Raw genomic sequence first — 20,258 nt, 5'->3', positions numbered from 1 at the left:
GCAACGCCACCGGCGCTGGCGATGTGCCATGAGCCCGGGAAGCGGCAGCCACCGGGCAGACGTTTCAAACCTGTTGCGCATCCGGTTTTTCGCCGCTATGGATTTCGCCCATGAACATGCGTTCGACCAAGACCGTTTGGTGGTGGGCCTGCTGACAGCGGCCTGTTCGAACGCGCGTGCGTGAAAAGAGAGGGTGGCCGCAACGGAAAGTCCGGGCGGCCATTTGTTTTTCCAAAGCCAGTCCCGGGTCCGTTGCCCCAACAAGCTGATGGAGACGGCAATGACGATGAAGGTTCTGGAAAACGGCGCTGAAAGCTTCGTGACCGCGGGTGGCATCACCATTACGCGCGAGCGCCACGACCGGCCCTATGCGGGTGCGATCGACGCCTATGTCGATGGCTTGAACTCGCGCCGGGGCGCGGTGTTTTCCTCCAATTACGAATATCCCGGCCGCTACACGCGTTGGGATACCGCCATCATCGATCCGCCGCTGGTCATCTCGGCGCGCGGACGCGCCATGCGCATCGAAGCGCTGAACCGTCGCGGCGAAGCGCTGTTGCCAGTCATCGGCAAGACACTGGCTGACCTTGCCGACATCACCATCGCCGAGACGACGAAGACGCTGATCCGCCTCGACGTCGCCAAGCCCGGCCGTATCTTCACCGAGGAGGAGCGCAGCCGCGTGCCTTCGGTCTTTACCGTGCTGCGCGCCATCACCGCTTTGTTCAGGACCGCTGAAGACGCCAATCTCGGCCTCTATGGCGCCTTCGGCTACGACCTCGCTTTCCAGTTCGATCCGGTCGACTACAAGCTCGAGCGCAAGCCGAGCCAGCGCGACCTCGTGCTGTTCCTGCCCGACGAGATCCTGGTGGTCGACCACTATTCGGCCAAGGCCTGGACCGACCGCTACGACTATTCGGGCGAGGGTTTTTCGACCGAAGGCCTGCCCCGCGACGAGATCGCCGAGCCGTTCAAGACCGCCGACCGCATCCCGCCGCGAGGCGACCATGAACCCGGCGAATACGCCAACCTTGTGCGGCGGGCCATGGACTCGTTCAAGCGCGGCGACCTGTTCGAGGTCGTGCCCGGCCAGATGTTTTACGAGCGCTGCGAGACCCAGCCCTCCGAGATTTCGCGCAAGCTGAAGTCGATCAATCCCTCGCCCTACTCGTTCTTCATCAATCTCGGAGAAAACGAATATCTGATCGGCGCCTCGCCGGAGATGTTCGTGCGCGTCAACGGCCGCCGGGTCGAGACCTGCCCGATCTCGGGCACTATCAAGCGCGGCGACGACGCCATTTCCGACTCAGAGCAGATCCTGAAACTGCTCAATTCGAAGAAGGACGAATCCGAGCTCACAATGTGCTCGGACGTCGACCGCAACGACAAGTCGCGGGTCTGCGAGCCGGGCTCGGTCCGCGTCATCGGCCGCCGCCAGATCGAGATGTATTCGCGCCTGATCCACACCGTCGACCACATCGAGGGCCGGCTACGCGAAGGCATGGATGCTTTCGACGCGTTTCTCTCGCACGCCTGGGCTGTCACCGTCACCGGCGCGCCGAAACTATGGGCCATGCGCTTCATCGAGCAGAACGAGAAGAGCCCGCGCGCCTGGTATGGCGGGGCGATCGGCATGGTCAATTTCAACGGCGACATGAACACCGGCCTGACGCTGCGCACCATCCGCATCAAGGACGGCATCGCCGAAGTGCGCGCCGGCGCCACATTGCTCTTCGACAGCATTCCCGAGGAAGAAGAAGCCGAAACCGAACTGAAGGCATCTGCCATGCTCTCCGCCATCCGCGACGCCAAGACGGGAAATTCCGCCAGCACCGAACGCACCACCGCGCGCGTCGGCGACGGCGTCAACATCCTGCTCGTCGACCACGAGGACTCCTTCGTCCACACGCTGGCCAATTACTTCCGCCAGACCGGCGCCAATGTCTCGACCGTGCGCACGCCGGTGCCGGAGGAAGTGTTCGAGCGGCTGAAGCCGGACCTCGTCGTGCTGTCGCCCGGACCGGGCACGCCGAAGGATTTCGATTGCGCCGCCACCATCAGACGGGCGCGCGCCCGCGACCTGCCGATCTTCGGCGTCTGCCTTGGCCTGCAGGCGTTGGCGGAGGCGTATGGCGGGGAATTGCGTCAGCTGCATATTCCCATGCATGGCAAGCCCTCGCGCATCCGCGTCTCCAAGCCGGGCATCATCTTTTCCGGCCTGCCCAAGGAAGTCACCGTCGGCCGCTACCACTCGATCTTCGCCGATCCGGTGCGCCTTCCCGATGATTTCATCGTCACGGCAGAGACGGAGGACGGCATCATCATGGCCTTCGAGCACCGCAAGGAGCCTATCGCGGCCGTGCAATTCCATCCGGAATCGATCATGACGCTCGGCCACAATGCCGGCATGCGCATCATCGAGAACATCGTCGCTCACTTGCCGCGCAAGGCCAAGGAAAAGGCAGCCTGACCGCGATGGCCGAAGCCGAGAACACGATGGCGATCGCAGCCAAGGCGGCCGCGAAGCGCAAGGTTGCCAACCTTGCCTTCTGGTCGATCGTGGTCGCCATTGTCGTGCTCGCGCTGAAGCTGGCCGCCTGGTACGTCACCGGCTCCGTCGCGCTTTATTCGGATGCGCTGGAATCGATCGTCAATGTCATTGCCTCGGTCGCCGCCTTCTGGGCGATCCAGGTCAGCTACAAGCCGGCCGACCAGGATCATCCGTTCGGCCATCACAAGGCGGAATACTTCTCGGCGGTGCTCGAAGGCGTGCTGATCGTCGTCGCCGCGCTGTTGATCCTCAACGAGGTCTGGCGCTCCTGGCAAGCCCCGGCGCCTCTGGAAAGGCCCTGGAACGGCCTCGCCGTCAACGGCGTCGCCACCCTCATCAATGCCTTCTGGGCCTGGATGCTGATCCGCGTCGGCCGGGCGGAGAAATCGCCCGCGCTGGTCGCCGACGGCAATCACATCATGACCGACGTCGTCACCTCGGTCGGCGTCTTCGGCGGCCTGGTCGGGGCAATCCTGACCGGCTGGCAGATCCTTGATCCGGCACTCGCCGTCATCGTCGCGCTCAACATTCTGTGGCAGGGCTGGCACGTCATCGGCTCATCGATGAACGGGCTGATGGACCGCGCCGTCGACACCACCGAACATATGCGCATCCGCGACGTCATCTCGGCCAACTGCAAGGGCGCGCTGGAGGTGCACGACCTGAAGACCCGCATCGCCGGCCGCGCCACCTTCATCGAGTTCCATCTGGTTGTCGACGCCGATATGTCGGTCGGCGCCAGCCACGTCATCTGCGACCGCATCGAAGACGCACTGAAAGCCGAAATCCCCTCGGTGCGCGTCACCATCCATGTCGAGCCAGATGATGAGGCCAAGCTGCCGAAGGGCACGACGGCCGTTCCGTTTGCTTAGCCTTGCGCTAGCCTGAGGCCTGTCGAGATTCAGGTCAGGCCGAGTTGAGAATGGTGACTTCCGAGAACCGGAGCGGAGCGTACTTTAAAGTACGTGAGCACCGGAAGCGCAGGAAGTCGCCGTTCGCAGGCCGGCATCACCTGAATATCGGCAGGCCTCAAGGTGCGCAGCCCGATTGCGGCATCGGCTCCAGCCGGTAGACCTTGTCGTCCGACTTCGTCTTGCCGTCGGCCGCCTTCGAGCAGAGATCGACGATTGCCAGGCTGCTGTTGGGATTGGCCAGCATCATCATGCCGTTTGCGCCGCGCTTGAGGAAGATTTCCTTTTGCGCGATGTCGCAGGCAAAATCGCTCATCTTCGAGCTTGCCGCGCAACGCCACTGGTCGGCCTCGCCCTGGCAGGAATAGGTCTGCGTGACCTTGGTCCCATTTTTTCTGGTCGTCACCGAAACGGCAATGTCGGCACCATCGGGCCAGTTGGCGGCGTCCCCGCCAGATGCGAAGGACGCCAGTTCGACCGGCCCGCGAAAAACCCGGATCGACTGCGTCAGCTGGTCGGGATGCGAACTCATATGCGCCGCATCGTAATCGCGGCCGTAGCAGAACGGCTGGTCGGGCTTCAGCCGCACGCGCAACGGGTCTCCGAGCGCCGGATCGATGGGATCGATGCGCGCGAATTCCGCCTTGCAGGTCGCCGCCGGCATCGGATCGAGGCGGAAATTGTCGTCCTCCGAGCCGAGCGCTTGCCTGTTGTATTCCGCCTTGCCGAGTTGCTCCTCAGAGTCCGGATCGAGATAGATGTCGGAAGACAGGTCGGAGAGGAGCAAGCGGCCCTTGTCGTCGACCTTCAGCGAGGCCAGCGTGCGGTCGCAATCCATGCCGCAACGGATCGGGCCTGAAGTGCCGTCCTCTGATTCGTGATTGCACCAGCCGCCAGCCCATTCCGGCGCCTTGGCGCCACGCACCGTGGTGGTGAGAAAACCGTTGTAGGATGTGTCGGCATTGGCCGTGGGTTCCTCGTTCGGCCGGCTGACCGGATCATGGCCGTAGTAGAAGAATATCCGCGCCACTTTCTGCTTCGGATGTGCCTTGAGATGGCCCGCGTCATAGACCCGGCCGAAACAGGCGTCCGCCCCGTTCGGGCTGAGTTCCCTAAGTTTGAGCGCCTCGTCGGCGACCGCTGTGCCGGCCAGCAAACCGAGCAGCGCAACGCCAAGCCCGGCGCCCGCAATTGTCTTCCATTCCCTTGCCCCGAACGTCATGTGACCTCTCCTCGCATCGACAGGACGTAGCATCAACCTATGCTAGTATTGCGGCCGCAGCCACGCAAATGGCGGTGAAATCTGAGGAGAGTGCCCATGCGCAGACGCGACATGTTCCGCGCGGTTCTTGCCGGGACCGGAACGTTTCTTGGTCTGCGGGCGGTGCAGGCCGCGGCCACGGAACCCGCCAGGCTGAAGGTCGCCTATCACTTAAGCGATGTGGACAAGGTCAACTTCGTGCTCGGCAACATCAAGAACCACTATGAAGGCACCGGCGGCAATGTCGACATCGTGCTGGTCGTGCATGGCCCGGCCCTGGCCAGCTTCAAGTCGAAGGGCATATCGGCCGCGATCTCCGGCCGCTTCTCCGGGCTGGTGCAGCAGGGGCTCGAGCCGCAGGCCTGCGGCAACACCATGCGGGGCATGGATATTTCGCTCACCGACCTGCTGGACGGCTTTCATGCCGCCGACAAGGGCGGCGTCGTCAAGCTCGCGGAACTGCAAAGCCAGGGCTATGTCTATCTGCGCCCCTGAGGCTTGAACACTGCCGCGGCAAAGGCCTACGAAGGGCGGCGGACATCCCGGAGGAAACAACAGTGCCAGCCAACAATACACTCACCATCCCCGATCTCGCCGGCAAGGCGGTGCTGATCACCGGCGCCTCGACCGGCATCGGCGCGGCCCTCGCGCTGGCCTACGCCGCGCAGAAATCCAAGGTGGCGCTGCATTACAATTCGAGTAAAGAGGCTGCCGAGAAACTCGCCAAGACCATGCGCGACGGCGGCGGTGAGGTGTTCCTCGTCCAGGGCGATTTTTCCGTTGCCACCGATGTCGAGCGCGTCGTCGAGGACAGCGCCCAGCATTTCGGCCGCCTCGACGGGCTGGTCAACAACGCCGGCGGCATGCTCGGCCGCATCCCCTATGCCGAACAGACCGAAGCGCATTACGACGCGGTGATGGACCTCAACGCGCGTTCGGTGCTGACCGCTTCGCGCAAGGCGATGCCGTGGCTGAAGAAACAGGGCGGCTTCATCGTCAACACCTCCTCGATCGCCGCGCGCAATGGTGCGGGCGGCGGCGCCGGCCTCTACGGCTCTGCGAAGGCCTTCGTCTCCAATGTCACGCGCGGCATGGCCAAGGAACTGATCGGCTTCGGCATCCGCGTCAACGCTGTGGCGCCCGGCACCATTCTCACCCCGTTCCACGAGCGCTATTCGACCGAGGAGCAGATCAAGGGCATGGTCGCCACCATTCCGCAGGGCCGGGCCGGCACGGCGGAAGACTGCGTCGGCGCCTATCTGTTCCTCTCGTCGGACCTGTTGAGCGGCTACATCACCGGCCAGGTGATCGAGGTGAATGGCGGCCAGTTGATGCCGTGACCGGCTATCTGCATACTGAAGGCCCGCACACTCTTGTCGGAGACTTTGAAGGGGAGACAACTGAATGTACGGACTGATCGGCAAGATGCGGGCGGCGCGCGGCCAGCGCGACGCGGTCATGGACGTCCTGCGCGCCAGCACCGGCGCCCTGCCGGGCTGCCTGAGCTATATCGTCGCCACCGACCCGGCCGACGCCGATGCGATCTGGGTGACCGAAGTGTGGACGGACCAGGCAAGCCACAAGGCCTCGCTGCAGCTTCCCGAAGTCCAGGCGGCCATCGCCAAGGCGCGCCCCTTCATCGCCGGCTTCGAGTTCCAGGTGGAGACCCACCCGGTCGGCGGTTTCGGATTGCCTGACGGCAAGACCGGCTGAACCCCAACGAAGCAAGCGCTTCTCGAATGCGGCCCATGGCCGGGCGCTAGCGCGCGTCGGCACGGTGCCGAGGATATGGCATTCATACGGAATACTCCTCAGTCACCCTCTGCTTCGGAAAACAGAGCGTCAATATCGCGATGCCCCCCTCGATTATGGTGGCGACTTCGAAGAAATCGTCCCGATAACGGAAGAAGATCACATACCCGCGAAATGCGTAGCTTCGCACGTCAGGTCTGAGCTCGTGCCGCGCACGCCCGATAGTGGCTGGCAATGTCGCGAGGTCGCGACATTTTTGACGCAAGACCTCTACAAACCGTCTCGCGACTTTGAGGTCGCCGCTTTCTCGGGCGATATGCTCAAGAAGACTGACCAAGTCTGCTTGGGCTGAAGAGAGCATGCGAAGGCGTGGCACTCCTAGAGGCCTTCCTTTGCGAGTTGTGTGGCCTTGGCGTCTAAAGATGCATCAATGTCCTGTTCGGTGGCTTCACCGCCCTCAGCAAACGATTTGTCGAGCATGGCGCGTAAAGCCTTCAGCTTTTCCTCGCGTTCTTCGACTAGGCGCAGCCCCTCGCGCACGACTTCACTGGCCGAGCCGTAGCGGCCAAGCTTGACGATGTCCGAGACAAAATTTTCCCAACGATCTCCCAATGATACGTTCATAGGTGTACCTCCTTGTCCCTTTGACTATACGCAAATAACAAAATTTGCGCAATTACTGACATCGGCGTGAAAAATGCCCGCACCAACGTAGGCTCCACGCCAGCGTCGCCAGTTGGAGAAATCGTGCCCATTTTCGCCGCAAGGGTTCGTATTTTTCGCGGCTGGGTCTAAGACCGAAATATGGAGACCTCGCCCGAGCAGCCGGATACGCCGGCCATCGAACGTATGGCGCACTTGCACAAGTTTGCGCAATGGCTGGTCCTGCTCACCATCTCGGCCCTGTTTGCCGGCGTGCTCGAACTTGCCGCCCTGCCGGCGGCGCTGCTGATCGGGCCGATGCTGGCGGCGATCGTCGCCGGCACCAATGGCGCCACGGTGCGGGTGCCGCGCCTGCTGTTCGGCTCCGCCCAGGCCATTGTCGGCTGCCTCGTCGCCGCGTCGATCTCGGCCGACATCTTTCCGGTCTTCTACCAGGAATGGCCGCTGTTCCTGGGCGTGGTGATTGCCACCGTCGCGGCCTCCAGCCTGCTTGGCTGGCTGATCAGCCGCTGGCGCATCCTGCCCGGCACCACCGCCGTCTGGGGTTCCTCGCCTGGGGCAGCCACCGCCATGGTGCTGATGGCCGGCGCTTTCGGCGCCGACCAGCGGCTTGTCGCCTTCATGCAGTATCTGCGCGTCATCTTCGTATCGATGACGGCGGCTGTGGTAGCCAAGATGTGGGTCGACACATCGGGCATCGAAATCCCACCGATCATCTGGTTTCCGCCGGTCGATGCCCAGGCCTTGGCCGCGACCATCGGCATCGCAGTCATAGGTGGCCTGGCGGGAAAGCTGTGCCGGTTGCCCTCACCCTTCTTCCTCGGCACCTTCATCTTCGGCGCCGTCGTCCATCTCGGCCTCGGCGTCGAGATGCAGCTGCCGCCCTGGCTGCTGGCGATCAGCTACGCCATGGTCGGCTGGTCGATCGGGCTGAACTTCACCAGGCCGATCCTGCGGCATGCGACGCGCGCTTTGCCGCAGATCATCGCCTCGATCGTGGCGCTGATCGCCTTTTGCGGCGGGCTCGCCTTCCTGATCAGCCATCTCCTCGGCATCGATCCGCTGACCGCCTATCTGGCGACCAGCCCCGGCGGCATGGACAGCGTCGCCATCATCGCCGCCGCGGCGCGGAACGTCGACATCTCCTTCGTCATGGCGTTGCAATCGGCCCGCTTCCTGATCGTGCTGCTCGTCGGCCCGAGCGTTGCGCGGCTGGTGGCCAGAAGCATCAGGGACTGACAGGCTTCAGCGCCTTTGGTGCCCTACTTTTCGCCCCAGTCATATTCGCCGCCACCGCAAGGCGCTCGGGAAGGAAATCGACGAAGACGCGTACCTTGGGCGACAGATGGCGGTTGGAGGGCCACAGCATGCGGAACTGGCCGCGGCCGTCGATATGATCGTCGAGCACGGTGCGCAGCCTTCCGTCCAGCAGCGCCTCGCGGACCAGGAAATCGGGCATGCAGGCAATACCGAGCCCCGCGATCGTGGCCCCCTTCAAAGCCTCCATGTTGTTGCAGGTCAGCTTCGAGCGGATCTGCGGTTCAGCGCTTCCGGTGATGAAGGGCCACTCCAGCAGCCTGCCGCTGTTGAGAAAGCGAAAGTTTATGCCGAAATGCCGGATGAGATCCGCCGGTTCGCCGGGTGTGCCATGGCGCTCGAGGTAGGAGGGCGCCGCGCACAGAAGCATGCGAAAAGGCCCAACAGGCCTCGACACCAATCGTGAATCCGGCAGCTCGCCGCTTCTGATCGCGACGTCGATGCCTTCCTCGATGACATCGACGATGCGGTCGTTGAAATCGATGTCGAGTTCGATCTCGGGATAGCGAGCCATGAACTCCGACAGCACCGGCAGCAGCAGATGATAGGTGACGATCGGGGTCGAGATACGCAGCCGCCCGTGCGGCGTCTCCCGCGTTCGTGACAGCATCGCCTCGGCATCGTCGATGTCGTCGAGGATGCGCCGCACCCGCTCGTTGAACAGCCTGCCCTCTTCCGTCAGGCCGACCCGCCGCGTGCTGCGCTGCAGGAGCCGCACGCCGAGTTCCTGTTCGAGCCTGGCCACGCTCTTGCCGACGGCGGAAGCCGAAATGCCGAGCGCCCGGCCGGCGGCAATGAAACTGCCGAGCTCTGCAGTACGGGCGAAGGCCAAAAGGCCATTGAGACGATCCATCGTCATTCCCATTCGAGCGTTTCAGTCCGGTATATCAGGAGATATAATACTATTTTTCCTGAAAGCTCGTCGACCTATCTTGTCGTTAAAACCGGCGCCGCGAGCCACGCACATGCCGGAGGATGCTGCTTCAGATAGGAAAATCCATGACCCCGAAGACCCCAACCGGCCCCGCCGTGCGATGGCTCGTGCTCTTGTCGGTATGCCTTGCCGCGATGACCATGCCCTTGACCTTCACCGGCCCGGCCGTCGCGCTTTCCCGCATCGCGGCCGATCTCGGCGGCAGCCCGATCGCGCTCAACTGGGTGACGAACGCCTTCATGCTGACCTTCGGCGCCAGCCTGATGGCGGCAGGCGCGCTGGCCGACAATCTGGGCCGCAAGCGCATCTTCCTCGGTGGCCTCTGCCTCTATGTCCTGGCGTCACTGGGTGCGATGCTGGCGCCCGGCATCGTCTGGTTTGACATGTTCAGGGCCGCGCAAGGCATCGGCAGCGCCCTGGCCTTCGCCGGCGGCGCTTCGGCGCTTGCGCAGGAATTCGAAGGGCCGCTACGGCTGCGTGCTTTCAGCTTCCTCGGCACCAGTTTCGGCATTGGCCTGGCCTTCGGCCCCATCGCCTCGGCCCTGCTCATCTCCGCATTCGGCTGGCGGTCGATCTTTGTTCTGGTGGCGGTGCTGGCGATCGCCTCGGCGATGCTTGGCCTGCGCACCATCAGGGAATCGCGCGACCCGGATGCGACCGGTCTCGACTGGGCGGGCGCCGGCACCTTCACCACAGCGCTGGCCTCGCTGACCTATGGCGTCCTGCAGGCGCCGCAGAGCGGTTGGGCCGATCCCCTCGTCATCGCTCTGCTGGCCGCGGCCGCCCTCTTCTTCGCCGCCTTCGTTGTCGTTGAACGGCGCTTGCGCCGGCCGATGCTCGATCTCACGCTGTTTCGCTTCCCCCGCTTCGTCGGCGTCCAGTTCCTGGCGGCGGCGCCCGCCTATGGCTTCGTCGTCCTGCTGGTGCTGTTGCCGATCCGCTTCATCGGCATTGAAGGGATGAGCGAGATCAAGGCCGGGCAATTGATGATCTGTCTGTCGGGGCCGCTGCTGATCCTGCCCTTGCTTGCCGGCCAGCTGGCACGCTGGATCGCGCCGGCCACGATCTGCGGCGCGGGCCTGCTCATCACCGCCGCCGGCCTCGTCTGGCTGAGCCTGACGCCGCCGATCGCCGTCGCCCTGGTGGCGCCGCTGGTGCTGATCGGCGTCGGCATCGCCTTGCCCTGGGGGCTGATGGACGGGCTTGCCGTCAGCGTCGTGCCCAGGGAGCGCGCCGGCATGGCGGTCGGCATCTTCAACACCACGCGCGTTGCTTGCGAGGGCGTGGCGGTGGCGATCGTCATGGCGACCCTGTCGGGTTTCACCGCCGCACAGCTAGGCACTCAAGGTGCGTCTTCCAGGGATGCGGCCGCCGCGGCGCAGATGCTGGTGACCGGCAATCTCGGTGAAACGGCCCGGCATCTGCCGGCGGCCAGCGCCGTGGCTCTGGTCCAGGCCTACGAGACGGCGTTCGACAGGCTGCTGATCGTGCTGGCGGCAATCACCATCGTCACCGCCCTTGTCGTCTTCCTCGGCCTGCGTCGCGGATCGGCGGCGGAACGCGAGACCGTGCCTGTGCCGGCATGCCAGGAAGGATAGGCTACGGGTGTCAGGTGATGACGAGGCTCGTGATGCGATCGCCATCCAGCGTGAAGGTCATGTCGCCCTCGCCGTTGAAGCCCTTGCCCTTGACGGCGATGCGGACGCGATAGGTGCCTTCCGCAGGGGTGATGTTGACGATACGCAGATGCGATTTCACGCCGATATTGTCCGACTGGTTCCAGCGCGCGATCTGCTCGCGGCCCTGGAAGGATCGTCCCCAGTCGCTCAAGAACGCGTCGTCGGCAAAGGTGTCGAGAAAGGCTTCCGTGTCGCCTGCGTTTGTGGCCTCGACAAAGCGGCGAATGGATTCTGGCGTGGTCATCAGTCCAATCTATGCATCAGATCATCATCCAGCCAGCGGCCGAAGAAATAGACCAGCTGCTTGTGCCACCATGGCCAGTCATGGCTGACGTCGCCGCCCCAATAGTCGACCCAGGCCGGAATGGATTTGTCACGCAGGATCTGTTCCAGCTGGCGCGTCTCGACCAACATGCGCTCTTCCCAGGCGCCCTGCCCGCAGCAGAAGATCAGCCGCAGCGCCTTGAGCCGGGCCAAAAGCTTCGGGTCGACGATGCCCGGCAGATAGTCGAGCGGCGAGTTGTAGAAGATATCGCCTTCCAGCGCCTTGCCGAAGAAATCGCGGGCCGAATAGACGCCCGACAGCGAGATGACGCCGCTGGCGAGTTCCGGGAAGCGGAAGACGAAGTTCGAGGAATGGTAGCCACCCATCGAACAGCCTGAGAACAGCGGCTTCAGCTTGCGTCCGCCATTGGCGGCCGATGCCGTGGACAGGATTTCCGGCAGCGCCTCCTCGCGCACATAGCGGAAATAGGCCTCGTGGCGGCCGATGCGATGCGCGGCGTCGGCATGCTTGTCGAAGAAGGATTCCGAATCGATGCCGTCGACGGTGAACAGCTGGATGCGGCCGGTGTCGATGAACTCGGCCAATGCGCCCACCCCGCCGGAATCCTCGAACTGGTAGAACCGCCCCTGCGAAGTCGGGAACACCACCACCGGCCTGCCGGCATGGCCGTAACGCTTGTACTCCATGTCGCGGCCGAGCTTGCCGGAGAAATGCTTGTGATAGGAGATGTCCATGGCCTCAGGCCTTTTCCGCGTGGATATAGGCGACCGCCTCGCGCAGCTCCACCTGATCCTTCGAGCGCATCTGATAGGCGTAATTTCCCATGGCGCGGCTGAAAACCTCTTCTATCGGCTGATGGTGGACGATCTTGTCGCCGTGCGCCGCTAACACGTCCTCATGGCTGTGCAAATAGTGGAGGTGCCGCTTGCGGCTGGCATAGGCGGTGAAATACTTGCCCTCATAGGGTCCGCCGGCGGCGTCCTTGACCACCATGTCGGCCCATGCGGCGTAGACGTCGATGTCGAACGTGTAGTTGATGGCGTCGGTCATCCAGGCGCCAGGCGGGCGCATATTGACCTCCAGCGCGATGATCCGGTCGTCCCTGGTCTCGAACAGTTCGATATGAAAGAAGCGCTCTCGCACGTCGAACGCCTTCAGGATCTTGCGGCCGGCCTCCTCGACCGCTGGCCTGATATGGGGAAAACAGGTGTAGCTCATGTGGCGGTCCTTGTTGACCACCTCCATGACGCTCTGGTCGTAGCGGTGGCTGGCTGCCAGCACCACTTCGCCGTCGCGGTTGACCAGCCCGTCATAGGTCACCACCAGCCCCTCGATGAACTGCTCCATGACGAAGGTCACGTCCTCGGGCTTGTCGCGGAAGAACTGGTCGAGTTCCCCCGTGTTTGAGATCTTGAAGGTGTTGGAAGCGCCTGAGCCCGAATCCGGCTTCACCACCACGGGATAGCCGACGCGGCGGATGAAGGTCATGGCGCCGGCACGGTCGGAACACTTGCGCTGCGCGATCGTCTCGACGCCGCTCTTGCGGAAGAAGGCGCGCATGCGGCTCTTGCGCTTCAGGTTCTTCACGAAATCGAGCTTGGTGCCGTAGATGTTGAAGTCCGTGCGGATGTTGGCTTCCAGCTCCAGCCAATGCTCGTTGAGCGATTCGAAACGGTCGATGCGGCCCCATTTGTGGATGAAATGCCCCATCGCCCGGAATACCGGATCATAGTCCTCCATGTCGGCGACGCGGTAATATTCCGAAAGCGCGCTCTTCAGCTTGCTGTTCAGCGCGTCATAGGGCTCGTCGCCAATGCCGAGCACGGTGGCGCCGGCCTTCTTCAGCCGGTCGCAGAAATCGGCGCCGTTGGTGGGAAAATGCGGCGAGAAGAACACGAAATTCATCGACACCCCCTCATGGCGGCGACGCACCCCAGCCCCGCCGGCACCCAAGTCTGGCGCATTTGCAGCGCCTGGGGAAGAGCACCTGAATTAGGGATAATGTTCAACGGATTCAGCCCCTGCTTGCCTCCCACAGGCCGCTCCTGTATGAGAACCGGCATGAACACGCGCGCCACCACCGCTTCCCGTCAGACCGGCTTTGCCGGCGAGACCGTGCGCGCGCTTGCCTCGACCCTGCTTCTTCTCGGCCTTATCGGCGATCGCCGGGTTCGCTGAAGGAGCGCCCGGCGGTCGAACCGCCGCGCAAGCGCATGCTCCTTGGCCAGTCTCAAAATTGGCAGTCACATCAAGCGAACGAAAATCTGGTAAAGGCGCCACTCGCCAACAATCCGTCTAAAGACGGATCCGAGGGCCGCCGGGAGAACAAGACGATGAACGCACGAGAACAAATCCGCCCTGATGCCGAGGTCACCGGCAGGGGCGTGGAACCGGCCCGCGGCATGCGTGAGGCAGCCCGCAAATATCAACCCTATCCGACCGTCGGCCTCACCGACCGCACCTGGCCCAACAAGGTCATCGACAAGGCGCCGATCTGGTGTTCGGTCGACCTGCGCGACGGCAACCAGGCGCTGATCGACCCGATGGGCCACGAGCGCAAGGCGCGCATGTTCGGCCTGCTGCTCGACATGGGCTTCAAGGAGATCGAGATCGGCTTCCCCTCGGCCTCGCAGACCGATTTCGACTTCGCCCGCTGGTGCATCGAGGAAGGCAACGTCCCCGCCGACGTGTCGCTGCAGGTGCTGGTGCAATGCCGGCCCGAACTGATCACCCGCACCTTCGAGGCGCTGAAGGGCGCCACCAACCCGATCGTGCATTTCTACAATTCGACCAGCGAATTGCAGCGCCGCGTCGTCTTCGAAAAGGATGTCGGCGGCATCAAGCGCATCGCCACCGACGCGGCCAAGATGATCACCGACATGGCGGCCAAGGCTGGCGGCGGCTATCGCTTCGAATATTCGCCGGAAAGCTTTACCGGCACCGAGCTCGAAGTCGCGCTGGAGATCTGCAACGCCGTCACCGAGATCGTCAGGCCGACTTCAGACAACAAGCTGATCATCAACCTGCCGTCGACGGTCGAGATGTCGACGCCCAACATCTATGCCGACCGCATCGAATGGATGTGCCGCAATCTCGACAACCGCGAGAACCTGATCATCTCACTGCATCCGCACAATGACCGCGGCACCGGCATTGCCACCACCGAACTCGGTCTGATGGCGGGTGCGGACCGCGTCGAAGGCACGCTGTTCGGCAATGGCGAGCGCACCGGCAATGTCGACATCGTCACCCTGGCGCTCAACATGTACACGCAAGGCGTCGACCCGGGCATCGATTGCTCCGACATCAACCGGATGAAGGACGTCTACGAATATTCGAATCAGTTGAAGATCCCAGAGCGCCATCCCTATGTCGGCGAACTCGTCTACACCGCCTTTTCCGGCTCGCACCAGGACGCCATCAACAAGGGCATGAAGGCGCTGAAGAAGGCCAACACCGGCCTGTGGGAAGTGCCCTACCTGCCGATCGATCCGGCCGATGTCGGCCGCAGCTACGAGGCGATCATCCGCATCAACTCGCAGTCGGGCAAGGGCGGCATCGCCTATGTGCTGCAGGCTGATTATGGCCTCAATCTGCCGCGCAACCTGCAGATAGAGTTCAGCCAGGCGATCCAGGCGATCACCGACGCCGAAGGCAAGGAAGTGCCGGCCAAGCGCATCTATGAGCGCTTCCTCGAAACCTATGTCGACCAGCCGGGCGCGCGCCTGAAATTCCTCGACCACCACACCTATCCAGACACGGTGGTCAAGGGGCGGCGCGTGGTCGAGGCAGTGATCCTCGACAAGGGCAAGGAAGTGACCATATCCGGCACCGGCACAGGCCCGATCGACGGTTTCGTCGATGCGCTGTCGCGCCATGTCGGCGTCGAGATGTCGGTGCTCGATTATTCCGAACACTCGATGCAGCGTGGCTCCAATGCGTCCGCCATTTCCTATGTCGAAATGGAATATCCCGGCGGCAAGCTGTTCGGTGCCGGCATCAACACCAACATCGTCGCCGCCTCGCTGGAAGCGGTGACTTCGGCAGCCAACCGCATCGTCGGCCGCAAGACGCGGTAGCATTTGCTGATTGGCGCGAGAGAGCTGAACGGCTCTCGCGCCAGCCAATTTTTCGAGCCCGAACAAGGCCTTGGCCTCAAACGGCCGACGCTGGCGGCGTGCTTGTTTGGTAGCCGGCATCGGTCGCGTCATTAACCACCGGAAAATTATCCGGTTAGGTACGCGATCGCATAACGGGTGTATACTTGTGTGGTGGTGCGAGCCCTATATGATCGCGCCTCAACCTGTGCCGACTTCGAGAGGATCGACACTTGCAGCATGCCACGCCTGCCGCCCCCGCAGTGCGCGAGACACTGGAGCGACTGCTTGCCAGCGAAACGTTCGGAAGATCCGAGCGCGCGCGCAAACTGATCCGTTATCTCGTCGAGCGCGAGCAGGCCGGCGAAGCCGACAGGCTCAAGGGCTTTTCCATCGCCATGGACGTCTTCGGCAAGGACGGCGATTTCGATCCGTCGACCGATGCCGTCGTGCGGGTGCAGGCAGGCAGGCTGCGCGAATTGCTGCAGCAGTATTTCGCCAATGAAGGCATCGCCGAGCCTGTCCGCATCGCCATTCCACGCGGCGGCTACGTGCCGGCCTATGAACTCAACGCGATCCGTCTGCCGGAAGCGGCCAAACCCGCCGAGCAGCCGCCAGCGGCATCGGCTCCGGCCGAGCACCCTGCCGCTGCCGAGGATGCTGTTGCGCCCGCTGCATCGCCGGCGCAGGCGGCAACCCCCGTGCCCTCGGTGGCGCGCCATCTCAGGTTCTTCTGGATGGCGATCGCCGTAGTCATCGCCATGCTCGGCGTCCTGATCCTGCGCCAGGGCAGCGGCGCATTGCTGGCCGGCGGCGATCTGCCGGCCACGTTCGAGAGCGCCGGTCTGACCAGCGGCATTGCGCCGTCCCCTGTCAGCGAGGCCTTGCCGCTTGTCTACATCGCCGTCAAGGCCAGCGGCGCCGACGCCAGCCGCGTCGCCGCGTCGTTGCGCGCCGGGCTGAGTGGCTTCGACACGATCGACTTCATCGGTCGCGACACCGTCGACAAGACCGATCCGGTCACAAGTGCGACGAGCTTCATGTTCGATGTCCTGCCTGGACCGGGCGCGGGCGAGATCACCGTCGAACTGCAGAGCGTGGCGACCGGACGTGTGCTTTTGTCGCGCAACCTGACCGCTGCCGACAGCGCGCCATCGGCCGTCGAAGACCGTATCGCGGGCATCCTGAGTTCCGCGCTGCCCGCGTCCGGCACGATCTACAACTATATCGAGCAGAGCGGCATTCAGAACGGCCTGACGCAGTGCCTGCTGCTCAACGGCAAATACTATCTCGACCAGAACGCCAGAACCCATGAGGCCGCCTATCGCTGCCTGGAAACCCTGGCCGAGAACGGCGCAAAATCGTCGCTTGTTTATTCCGAACTCGCCTCGTTGCACCTTGAAGCCGTGAACGACCACTACGCCTATCCGCCGGATGCGACGATCGAAAAGGCGATCACATTCGCCCATCGCGCCGTGCAGATGGGCCCGACCAGTCCCTACGCGCATCGTTCCTACGGCTACATCAATTCGCGTCTTGGCAATGCCGACGAAGCGCTGCGCTGGATGCGCAAGGCCTATGACCTCAACCCCTATGACGTCGCCATGGCGGCCGCCTATGGTTATGGGCTGGTCTTCGCCGGCCGTTACGCCGAGGGAACACCCCTTCTGGCCCATGCGGTGGATGCCTCCAGCGGCCATCCGACATGGTGGGATTTCGGGCTTTTCGCAGGCGAATTCATGCTCGGCGACACCGACAAGGCCGCGATCGCCAGCTCCGCCCTGAGAACCACCGCGACGAAATCGCACTATCTTGCCGCGCGGCTGATCGGCGCCAGGATCTCCGGCCAGGACAGTCTGGCAGGCAAGCTGCTCGATGAACTCACCACCAAATTCCCGAAATTCGCCGCCAATCCGCGCGCGACTTTCATCGACCGAAAATATCCGGCCGATCTGACCGAGAAGCTGATCGGCGCCTTGCGCGCCGCCGGGCTCGGCAACGCCAGCTGACCTTCGGCAGGCCGGGACGGGTTGGACCAATGGAATTGTTGGGCGTTCGCGCGCACGGACGAAGAGCCGAACGGACTGATCTGCCGGCTTTTGCCGGGCGAACCCGTCGTATGACATGCCAGCGCTCGCGAAAATCGCGAAGATTTTACTGGCCATGGCTCTGGACGAAGCGCAATCCAGTCACATTTCACGCGTTCCCGCAATTTGATACCTTCCGCTTTCATGATCTCATCGCTCCATGCTGCCGAACAGGGTGCCGGCTCGAAGACAATCGTCCTGCTGCACGGTTTTGGCGGTTGCTCCGACGTCTGGCGCGACGTGATCGCCCCGCTCTCTGCTGCCGCGCGCACCCTTGCCTATGATCTGCCGGGGCATGGCCTGTCGCTCGACTTTCCCGAGGCCGGGCCTGCAAAGGTCGCGGCAAGAGCTGTGCTTGCTGACCTCGCGACCCGCGCGGTCAAGCGGATCCATCTCGTTGGCCATTCGATGGGTGGAGCGGTGGCGGCCTTGATGGCTATGGCCGCGCCGGAGAAAGTGGCCTCGCTGACGCTTCTGGCGCCCGGCGGTTTTGGCCCGGAGATCAACGGCCCCTTGCTGCGCCGCTATGCCGGGGCGCGGGATCTTGCCGAGATCCGCGCCTGCCTTGGCGCGATGTCAGGGCCTGCCAGCGCGCCTTCGCCACACATCGCCGAAATGCTGTTCCAAATGCGCCAGCGGCCCGGACAATCGGAAAAACTCGTCGAGATCGCCGCCGTCATGACCAGGGACGACCGGCAAGGTGTTATCCCGCGCGAGCAGTTGGACAGGCTGACCATGCCGGTGATGGTGGTGTGGGGCAGTGATGACGCGGTGCTGCCCTTCACCCATGCGGATGACCTGCCGGCGCGCTTTCATGTGCATCATGTGCTGGAGGCCGGCCATATGCTGATCGAGGAAGCACCCGACCTGATCGCCAGCATCATCCGGCGCAATATGAACCGCCGCGCCAGACCCGTTCGCCCCAACCTCGCCGCCGCGGCCAGTTGAGTTGCCTAATGCGTGTCGCCCAAAAGGGACCTCGGTTCGGGAGAACGACATGCATGAACAAAGACCTGAAGCGCATTACGCGACGCGCTTCAGCGCAACATGCCTGGAACTCGTTGGTCCCCTTGATCTCGCCAGTGCATTTTGCCGTCGCCTGTGTTAACCCCGTGTTAACCAAACCCGCGAGGCTGACGCCGATGAAGGACGCAGGCGAAAAGATCGATCCGTCAAGAAAACTGTCCGATGCCATCCGTGATGTGAAGAACGCCTTCGCCGACCGCGACGACGTCGTCGTCGACATGCGCGAGGCGCATCGCATGCGTCTCGATCTGCTGGCCGCCGAACTTGCACCCGTTTTTGCCGACGTGCCTGCCGACATGGACAATTTCGACTTCGTCGTTTCGGCGGGGCTGCAACCGCGCCTCTGGATCGATGCCGTCAGCCATGTCGCCATGGGGCGCGACCGCCGCACCTACCGATTCCTCAAGGACACCCGCATCGGCCGCGTGGTGCTTGCCGAATCGACCGAGATGAAGCCGGTTGTCGATTCCGTGACGCGCTATGTCGCCGAGCGCATCGTCGAGCGCCAGAGGATGATGGAGGGTGGGGTCGAGCCGGCTGTCGCGGGGATGAGGCGTGCCGAGGTGGCGGAGGCCGAGCCGCCGCTGCGATCGCCGCAACGCGGCAACGGCTGGTCGGCCTTCCTGTCAGGCCTTGGCCTGGTCGCCGCCGGCGCGCTGGTCGGCCTGGCGGTGTCGGTCGCCCTGTTCTGGGACCGCCTCGTGGCGATGGTGTTCAGCCTGCGGCCATAGCAGCGCTGGCCTCCACACCCAGTTCCATCGTCTGCAGATCGGCTGGCGGTATAGCCGGCCCGGTCAGGCCGCGCCGCGTCAGGCGGATGCGCCAATTGCCCTTTTCGCCATCGATATCGAACAGATTGTACTGGGCCGCCGGATGCTTGCCGCCCGGCGCCTGGCCGGCGGCGGCGACGCCGACCACCGGAACCTTGGTGCCGCGCGGCCCGATCTGGAACAGCGACGGCAGATGCGAATGACCGTGCAGGATGAGTTCCGCACCGTTCTTGCGAATGACCTTATGGAAGCGGGCGATGCCGAACAGCCGCTTGTGCTGCGAGACGGCGCCGCGCACCGGCGGATGGTGGATCATGATAGCGCGAAACAGGCCCTGCCCGCCTGTGTCTCGCAGGATCTTGCCGAGCCGCTCCGCCTGCCCTTCCATGAAAAAACCATTGGCCATGAAGGGCGCCGTGGCGCGCGCCGTCGAGACGCCGATCAGCGCGACATCGCCGCGCACGCGCAGATAGGGAAACGCGTTGCGGTCGACCGGCGTGTTGACGCCGTCGCCGCTCATCCAGGCCGCCCATGAGCGGCAGACCTTGTCGAACGCGCCTGGCACGTAGGCATCGTGGTTTCCCGGAACCACGGAAACATCATGCGGCGATCCCAGCGTCTCCAGCCAGTGCTTGGCCATCTCGATCTCGCCGTCGAGCGCCAGATTGACGAGGTCGCCGGTGACGGCGAGGTGGTCCGGGTTCTGCGCCTTGATGTCGGCGGTGATGGCGTCGATGACCGCGTCATGCATGTGACGCCGGCGATTGCGTTGCCAGTTGACGTAGCCGAGCACGCGCTTGGAGGCGAGATCGCGATAGGATACATCGGGGAGCGGCCCCAGATGGACATCGGAAATATGCGCGAGCCTGAACATCCATCCCTCATAGGCGACCAGCGCCCGGCTTTCCACTCAAGGTTTCCTTA

20 protein-coding genes are annotated in these 20,258 nt (G+C 63.5%); 12 read left to right on the top strand and 8 right to left on the bottom strand.

The window, feature by feature from the left end:
- Window positions 1–28: 28 nt before the first annotated feature.
- The 3 genes from JG746_RS11100 (at window position 29) to JG746_RS11090 (ending at window position 3,423) form a co-directional block, all read left to right on the top strand.
- Window positions 29–184: a hypothetical protein gene (locus JG746_RS11100; protein WP_202358163.1), complete on the top strand. Its 156-nt coding sequence runs from the start codon at window positions 29–31 to the stop codon at window positions 182–184.
- A 96-nt stretch (window positions 185–280) separates the two neighbouring features.
- A complete protein-coding gene (locus JG746_RS11095) occupies window positions 281–2,470 on the top strand; it encodes an anthranilate synthase (RefSeq protein WP_202358162.1) in 2,190 nt (729 codons plus the stop codon).
- Between the two features lie 5 nt (window positions 2,471–2,475).
- Window positions 2,476–3,423 (top strand): cation diffusion facilitator family transporter, encoded by a 948-nt coding sequence (locus tag JG746_RS11090; RefSeq protein WP_274609325.1) that lies wholly within the window; start codon window positions 2,476–2,478, stop codon window positions 3,421–3,423.
- Between the two features lie 157 nt (window positions 3,424–3,580).
- Here JG746_RS11090 and JG746_RS11085 read toward each other — a convergent pair whose 3' ends face one another.
- Complete coding sequence (locus tag JG746_RS11085) at window positions 3,581–4,684, bottom strand: hypothetical protein (RefSeq protein ID WP_202358161.1); 1,104 nt, start codon at window positions 4,682–4,684, stop codon at window positions 3,581–3,583.
- A 96-nt stretch (window positions 4,685–4,780) separates the two neighbouring features.
- On the opposite strand from JG746_RS11085, the gene JG746_RS11080 reads away from it, so the two are divergent.
- From JG746_RS11080 to JG746_RS11070, 3 genes are all read left to right on the top strand, one after another.
- Window positions 4,781–5,218: a DsrE family protein gene (locus JG746_RS11080; protein ID WP_202358160.1), complete on the top strand. Its 438-nt coding sequence runs from the start codon at window positions 4,781–4,783 to the stop codon at window positions 5,216–5,218.
- 62 nt (window positions 5,219–5,280) lie between these two features.
- The gene (locus JG746_RS11075) at window positions 5,281–6,063 is read left to right on the top strand and encodes an SDR family NAD(P)-dependent oxidoreductase (protein WP_202358159.1); all 783 of its coding nucleotides are present in this window, start codon (window positions 5,281–5,283) and stop codon (window positions 6,061–6,063) included.
- A gap of 64 nt (window positions 6,064–6,127) precedes the next feature.
- A complete protein-coding gene (locus JG746_RS11070) occupies window positions 6,128–6,436 on the top strand; it encodes a putative quinol monooxygenase (RefSeq protein ID WP_202358158.1) in 309 nt (102 codons plus the stop codon).
- An 82-nt stretch (window positions 6,437–6,518) separates the two neighbouring features.
- On the opposite strand, the gene JG746_RS11065 is transcribed toward JG746_RS11070, so the two are convergent.
- The gene (locus tag JG746_RS11065) at window positions 6,519–6,836 is read right to left on the bottom strand and encodes a type II toxin-antitoxin system RelE/ParE family toxin (RefSeq protein WP_244730744.1); all 318 of its coding nucleotides are present in this window, start codon (window positions 6,834–6,836) and stop codon (window positions 6,519–6,521) included.
- A gap of 17 nt (window positions 6,837–6,853) precedes the next feature.
- On the bottom strand, window positions 6,854–7,099 hold the full coding sequence (locus JG746_RS11060) for a type II toxin-antitoxin system ParD family antitoxin (protein ID WP_202358157.1): 246 nt from the start codon (window positions 7,097–7,099) through the stop codon (window positions 6,854–6,856).
- Window positions 7,100–7,279: 180 nt separating this feature from the next.
- Between JG746_RS11060 and JG746_RS11055 the strand changes: the two genes are divergently transcribed.
- Window positions 7,280–8,377, top strand: coding sequence for an AbrB family transcriptional regulator (locus tag JG746_RS11055; protein ID WP_202358156.1), 1,098 nt, complete (start codon window positions 7,280–7,282; stop codon window positions 8,375–8,377).
- Here JG746_RS11055 and JG746_RS11050 read toward each other — a convergent pair.
- Complete coding sequence (locus JG746_RS11050) at window positions 8,367–9,308, bottom strand: LysR family transcriptional regulator (protein WP_244730742.1); 942 nt, start codon at window positions 9,306–9,308, stop codon at window positions 8,367–8,369. The two genes, JG746_RS11055 and JG746_RS11050, sit on opposite strands and share 11 nt — an antisense overlap.
- A gap of 146 nt (window positions 9,309–9,454) precedes the next feature.
- Between JG746_RS11050 and JG746_RS11045 the strand changes: the two genes are divergently transcribed.
- Window positions 9,455–10,987, top strand: a complete 1,533-nt coding sequence (locus tag JG746_RS11045; RefSeq protein WP_202358154.1) for an MFS transporter — start codon at window positions 9,455–9,457, stop codon at window positions 10,985–10,987.
- A gap of 10 nt (window positions 10,988–10,997) precedes the next feature.
- On the opposite strand, the gene JG746_RS11040 is transcribed toward JG746_RS11045, so the two are convergent.
- Genes JG746_RS11040 through JG746_RS11030 form a run of 3 tightly spaced genes read right to left on the bottom strand, consistent with a single transcriptional unit; the run spans window position 10,998 to window position 13,259 of the window.
- Window positions 10,998–11,312 carry a nuclear transport factor 2 family protein gene (locus JG746_RS11040; RefSeq protein ID WP_202358153.1) on the bottom strand — a complete coding sequence of 105 codons (315 nt, stop codon included), beginning with the start codon at window positions 11,310–11,312 and terminating at the stop codon, window positions 10,998–11,000.
- Window positions 11,312–12,088 carry an esterase family protein gene (locus JG746_RS11035; RefSeq protein WP_202358152.1) on the bottom strand — a complete coding sequence of 259 codons (777 nt, stop codon included), beginning with the start codon at window positions 12,086–12,088 and terminating at the stop codon, window positions 11,312–11,314. The genes JG746_RS11040 and JG746_RS11035 overlap by 1 nt, the downstream gene beginning before the upstream one ends.
- A 4-nt stretch (window positions 12,089–12,092) precedes the next feature.
- Window positions 12,093–13,259, bottom strand: a complete 1,167-nt coding sequence (locus tag JG746_RS11030) for an ATP-grasp domain-containing protein (RefSeq protein ID WP_202358151.1) — start codon at window positions 13,257–13,259, stop codon at window positions 12,093–12,095.
- A gap of 428 nt (window positions 13,260–13,687) precedes the next feature.
- On the opposite strand from JG746_RS11030, the gene leuA reads away from it, so the two are divergent.
- The 4 genes from leuA (at window position 13,688) to JG746_RS11010 (ending at window position 19,295) form a co-directional block, all read left to right on the top strand.
- On the top strand, window positions 13,688–15,433 hold the full coding sequence (gene leuA / locus JG746_RS11025) for a 2-isopropylmalate synthase (protein ID WP_202358150.1): 1,746 nt from the start codon (window positions 13,688–13,690) through the stop codon (window positions 15,431–15,433).
- A 251-nt stretch (window positions 15,434–15,684) separates the two neighbouring features.
- Window positions 15,685–17,460, top strand: a complete 1,776-nt coding sequence (locus tag JG746_RS11020; protein WP_202358149.1) for a tetratricopeptide repeat protein — start codon at window positions 15,685–15,687, stop codon at window positions 17,458–17,460.
- Window positions 17,461–17,682: 222 nt separating this feature from the next.
- Entirely contained in the window at window positions 17,683–18,486 is an 804-nt protein-coding gene (locus JG746_RS11015; protein WP_202358148.1) for an alpha/beta fold hydrolase, read from the top strand.
- 194 nt (window positions 18,487–18,680) lie between these two features.
- Entirely contained in the window at window positions 18,681–19,295 is a 615-nt protein-coding gene (locus tag JG746_RS11010) for a hypothetical protein (RefSeq protein ID WP_202358147.1), read from the top strand.
- Here the strand turns inward: JG746_RS11010 and JG746_RS11005 are convergent.
- Window positions 19,279–20,208, bottom strand: coding sequence for a metallophosphoesterase family protein (locus JG746_RS11005; protein ID WP_202359319.1), 930 nt, complete (start codon window positions 20,206–20,208; stop codon window positions 19,279–19,281). The two genes, JG746_RS11010 and JG746_RS11005, sit on opposite strands and share 17 nt — an antisense overlap.
- Window positions 20,209–20,258: the final 50 nt, after the last annotated feature.

This window comes from Mesorhizobium sp. 113-3-3 (genome assembly GCF_016756495.1).
Lineage (GTDB): Bacteria > Pseudomonadota > Alphaproteobacteria > Rhizobiales > Rhizobiaceae > Mesorhizobium.
Note: the sequence above shows the minus strand (reverse complement) of the source record. Positions and strands in the feature narration are given on the sequence as shown.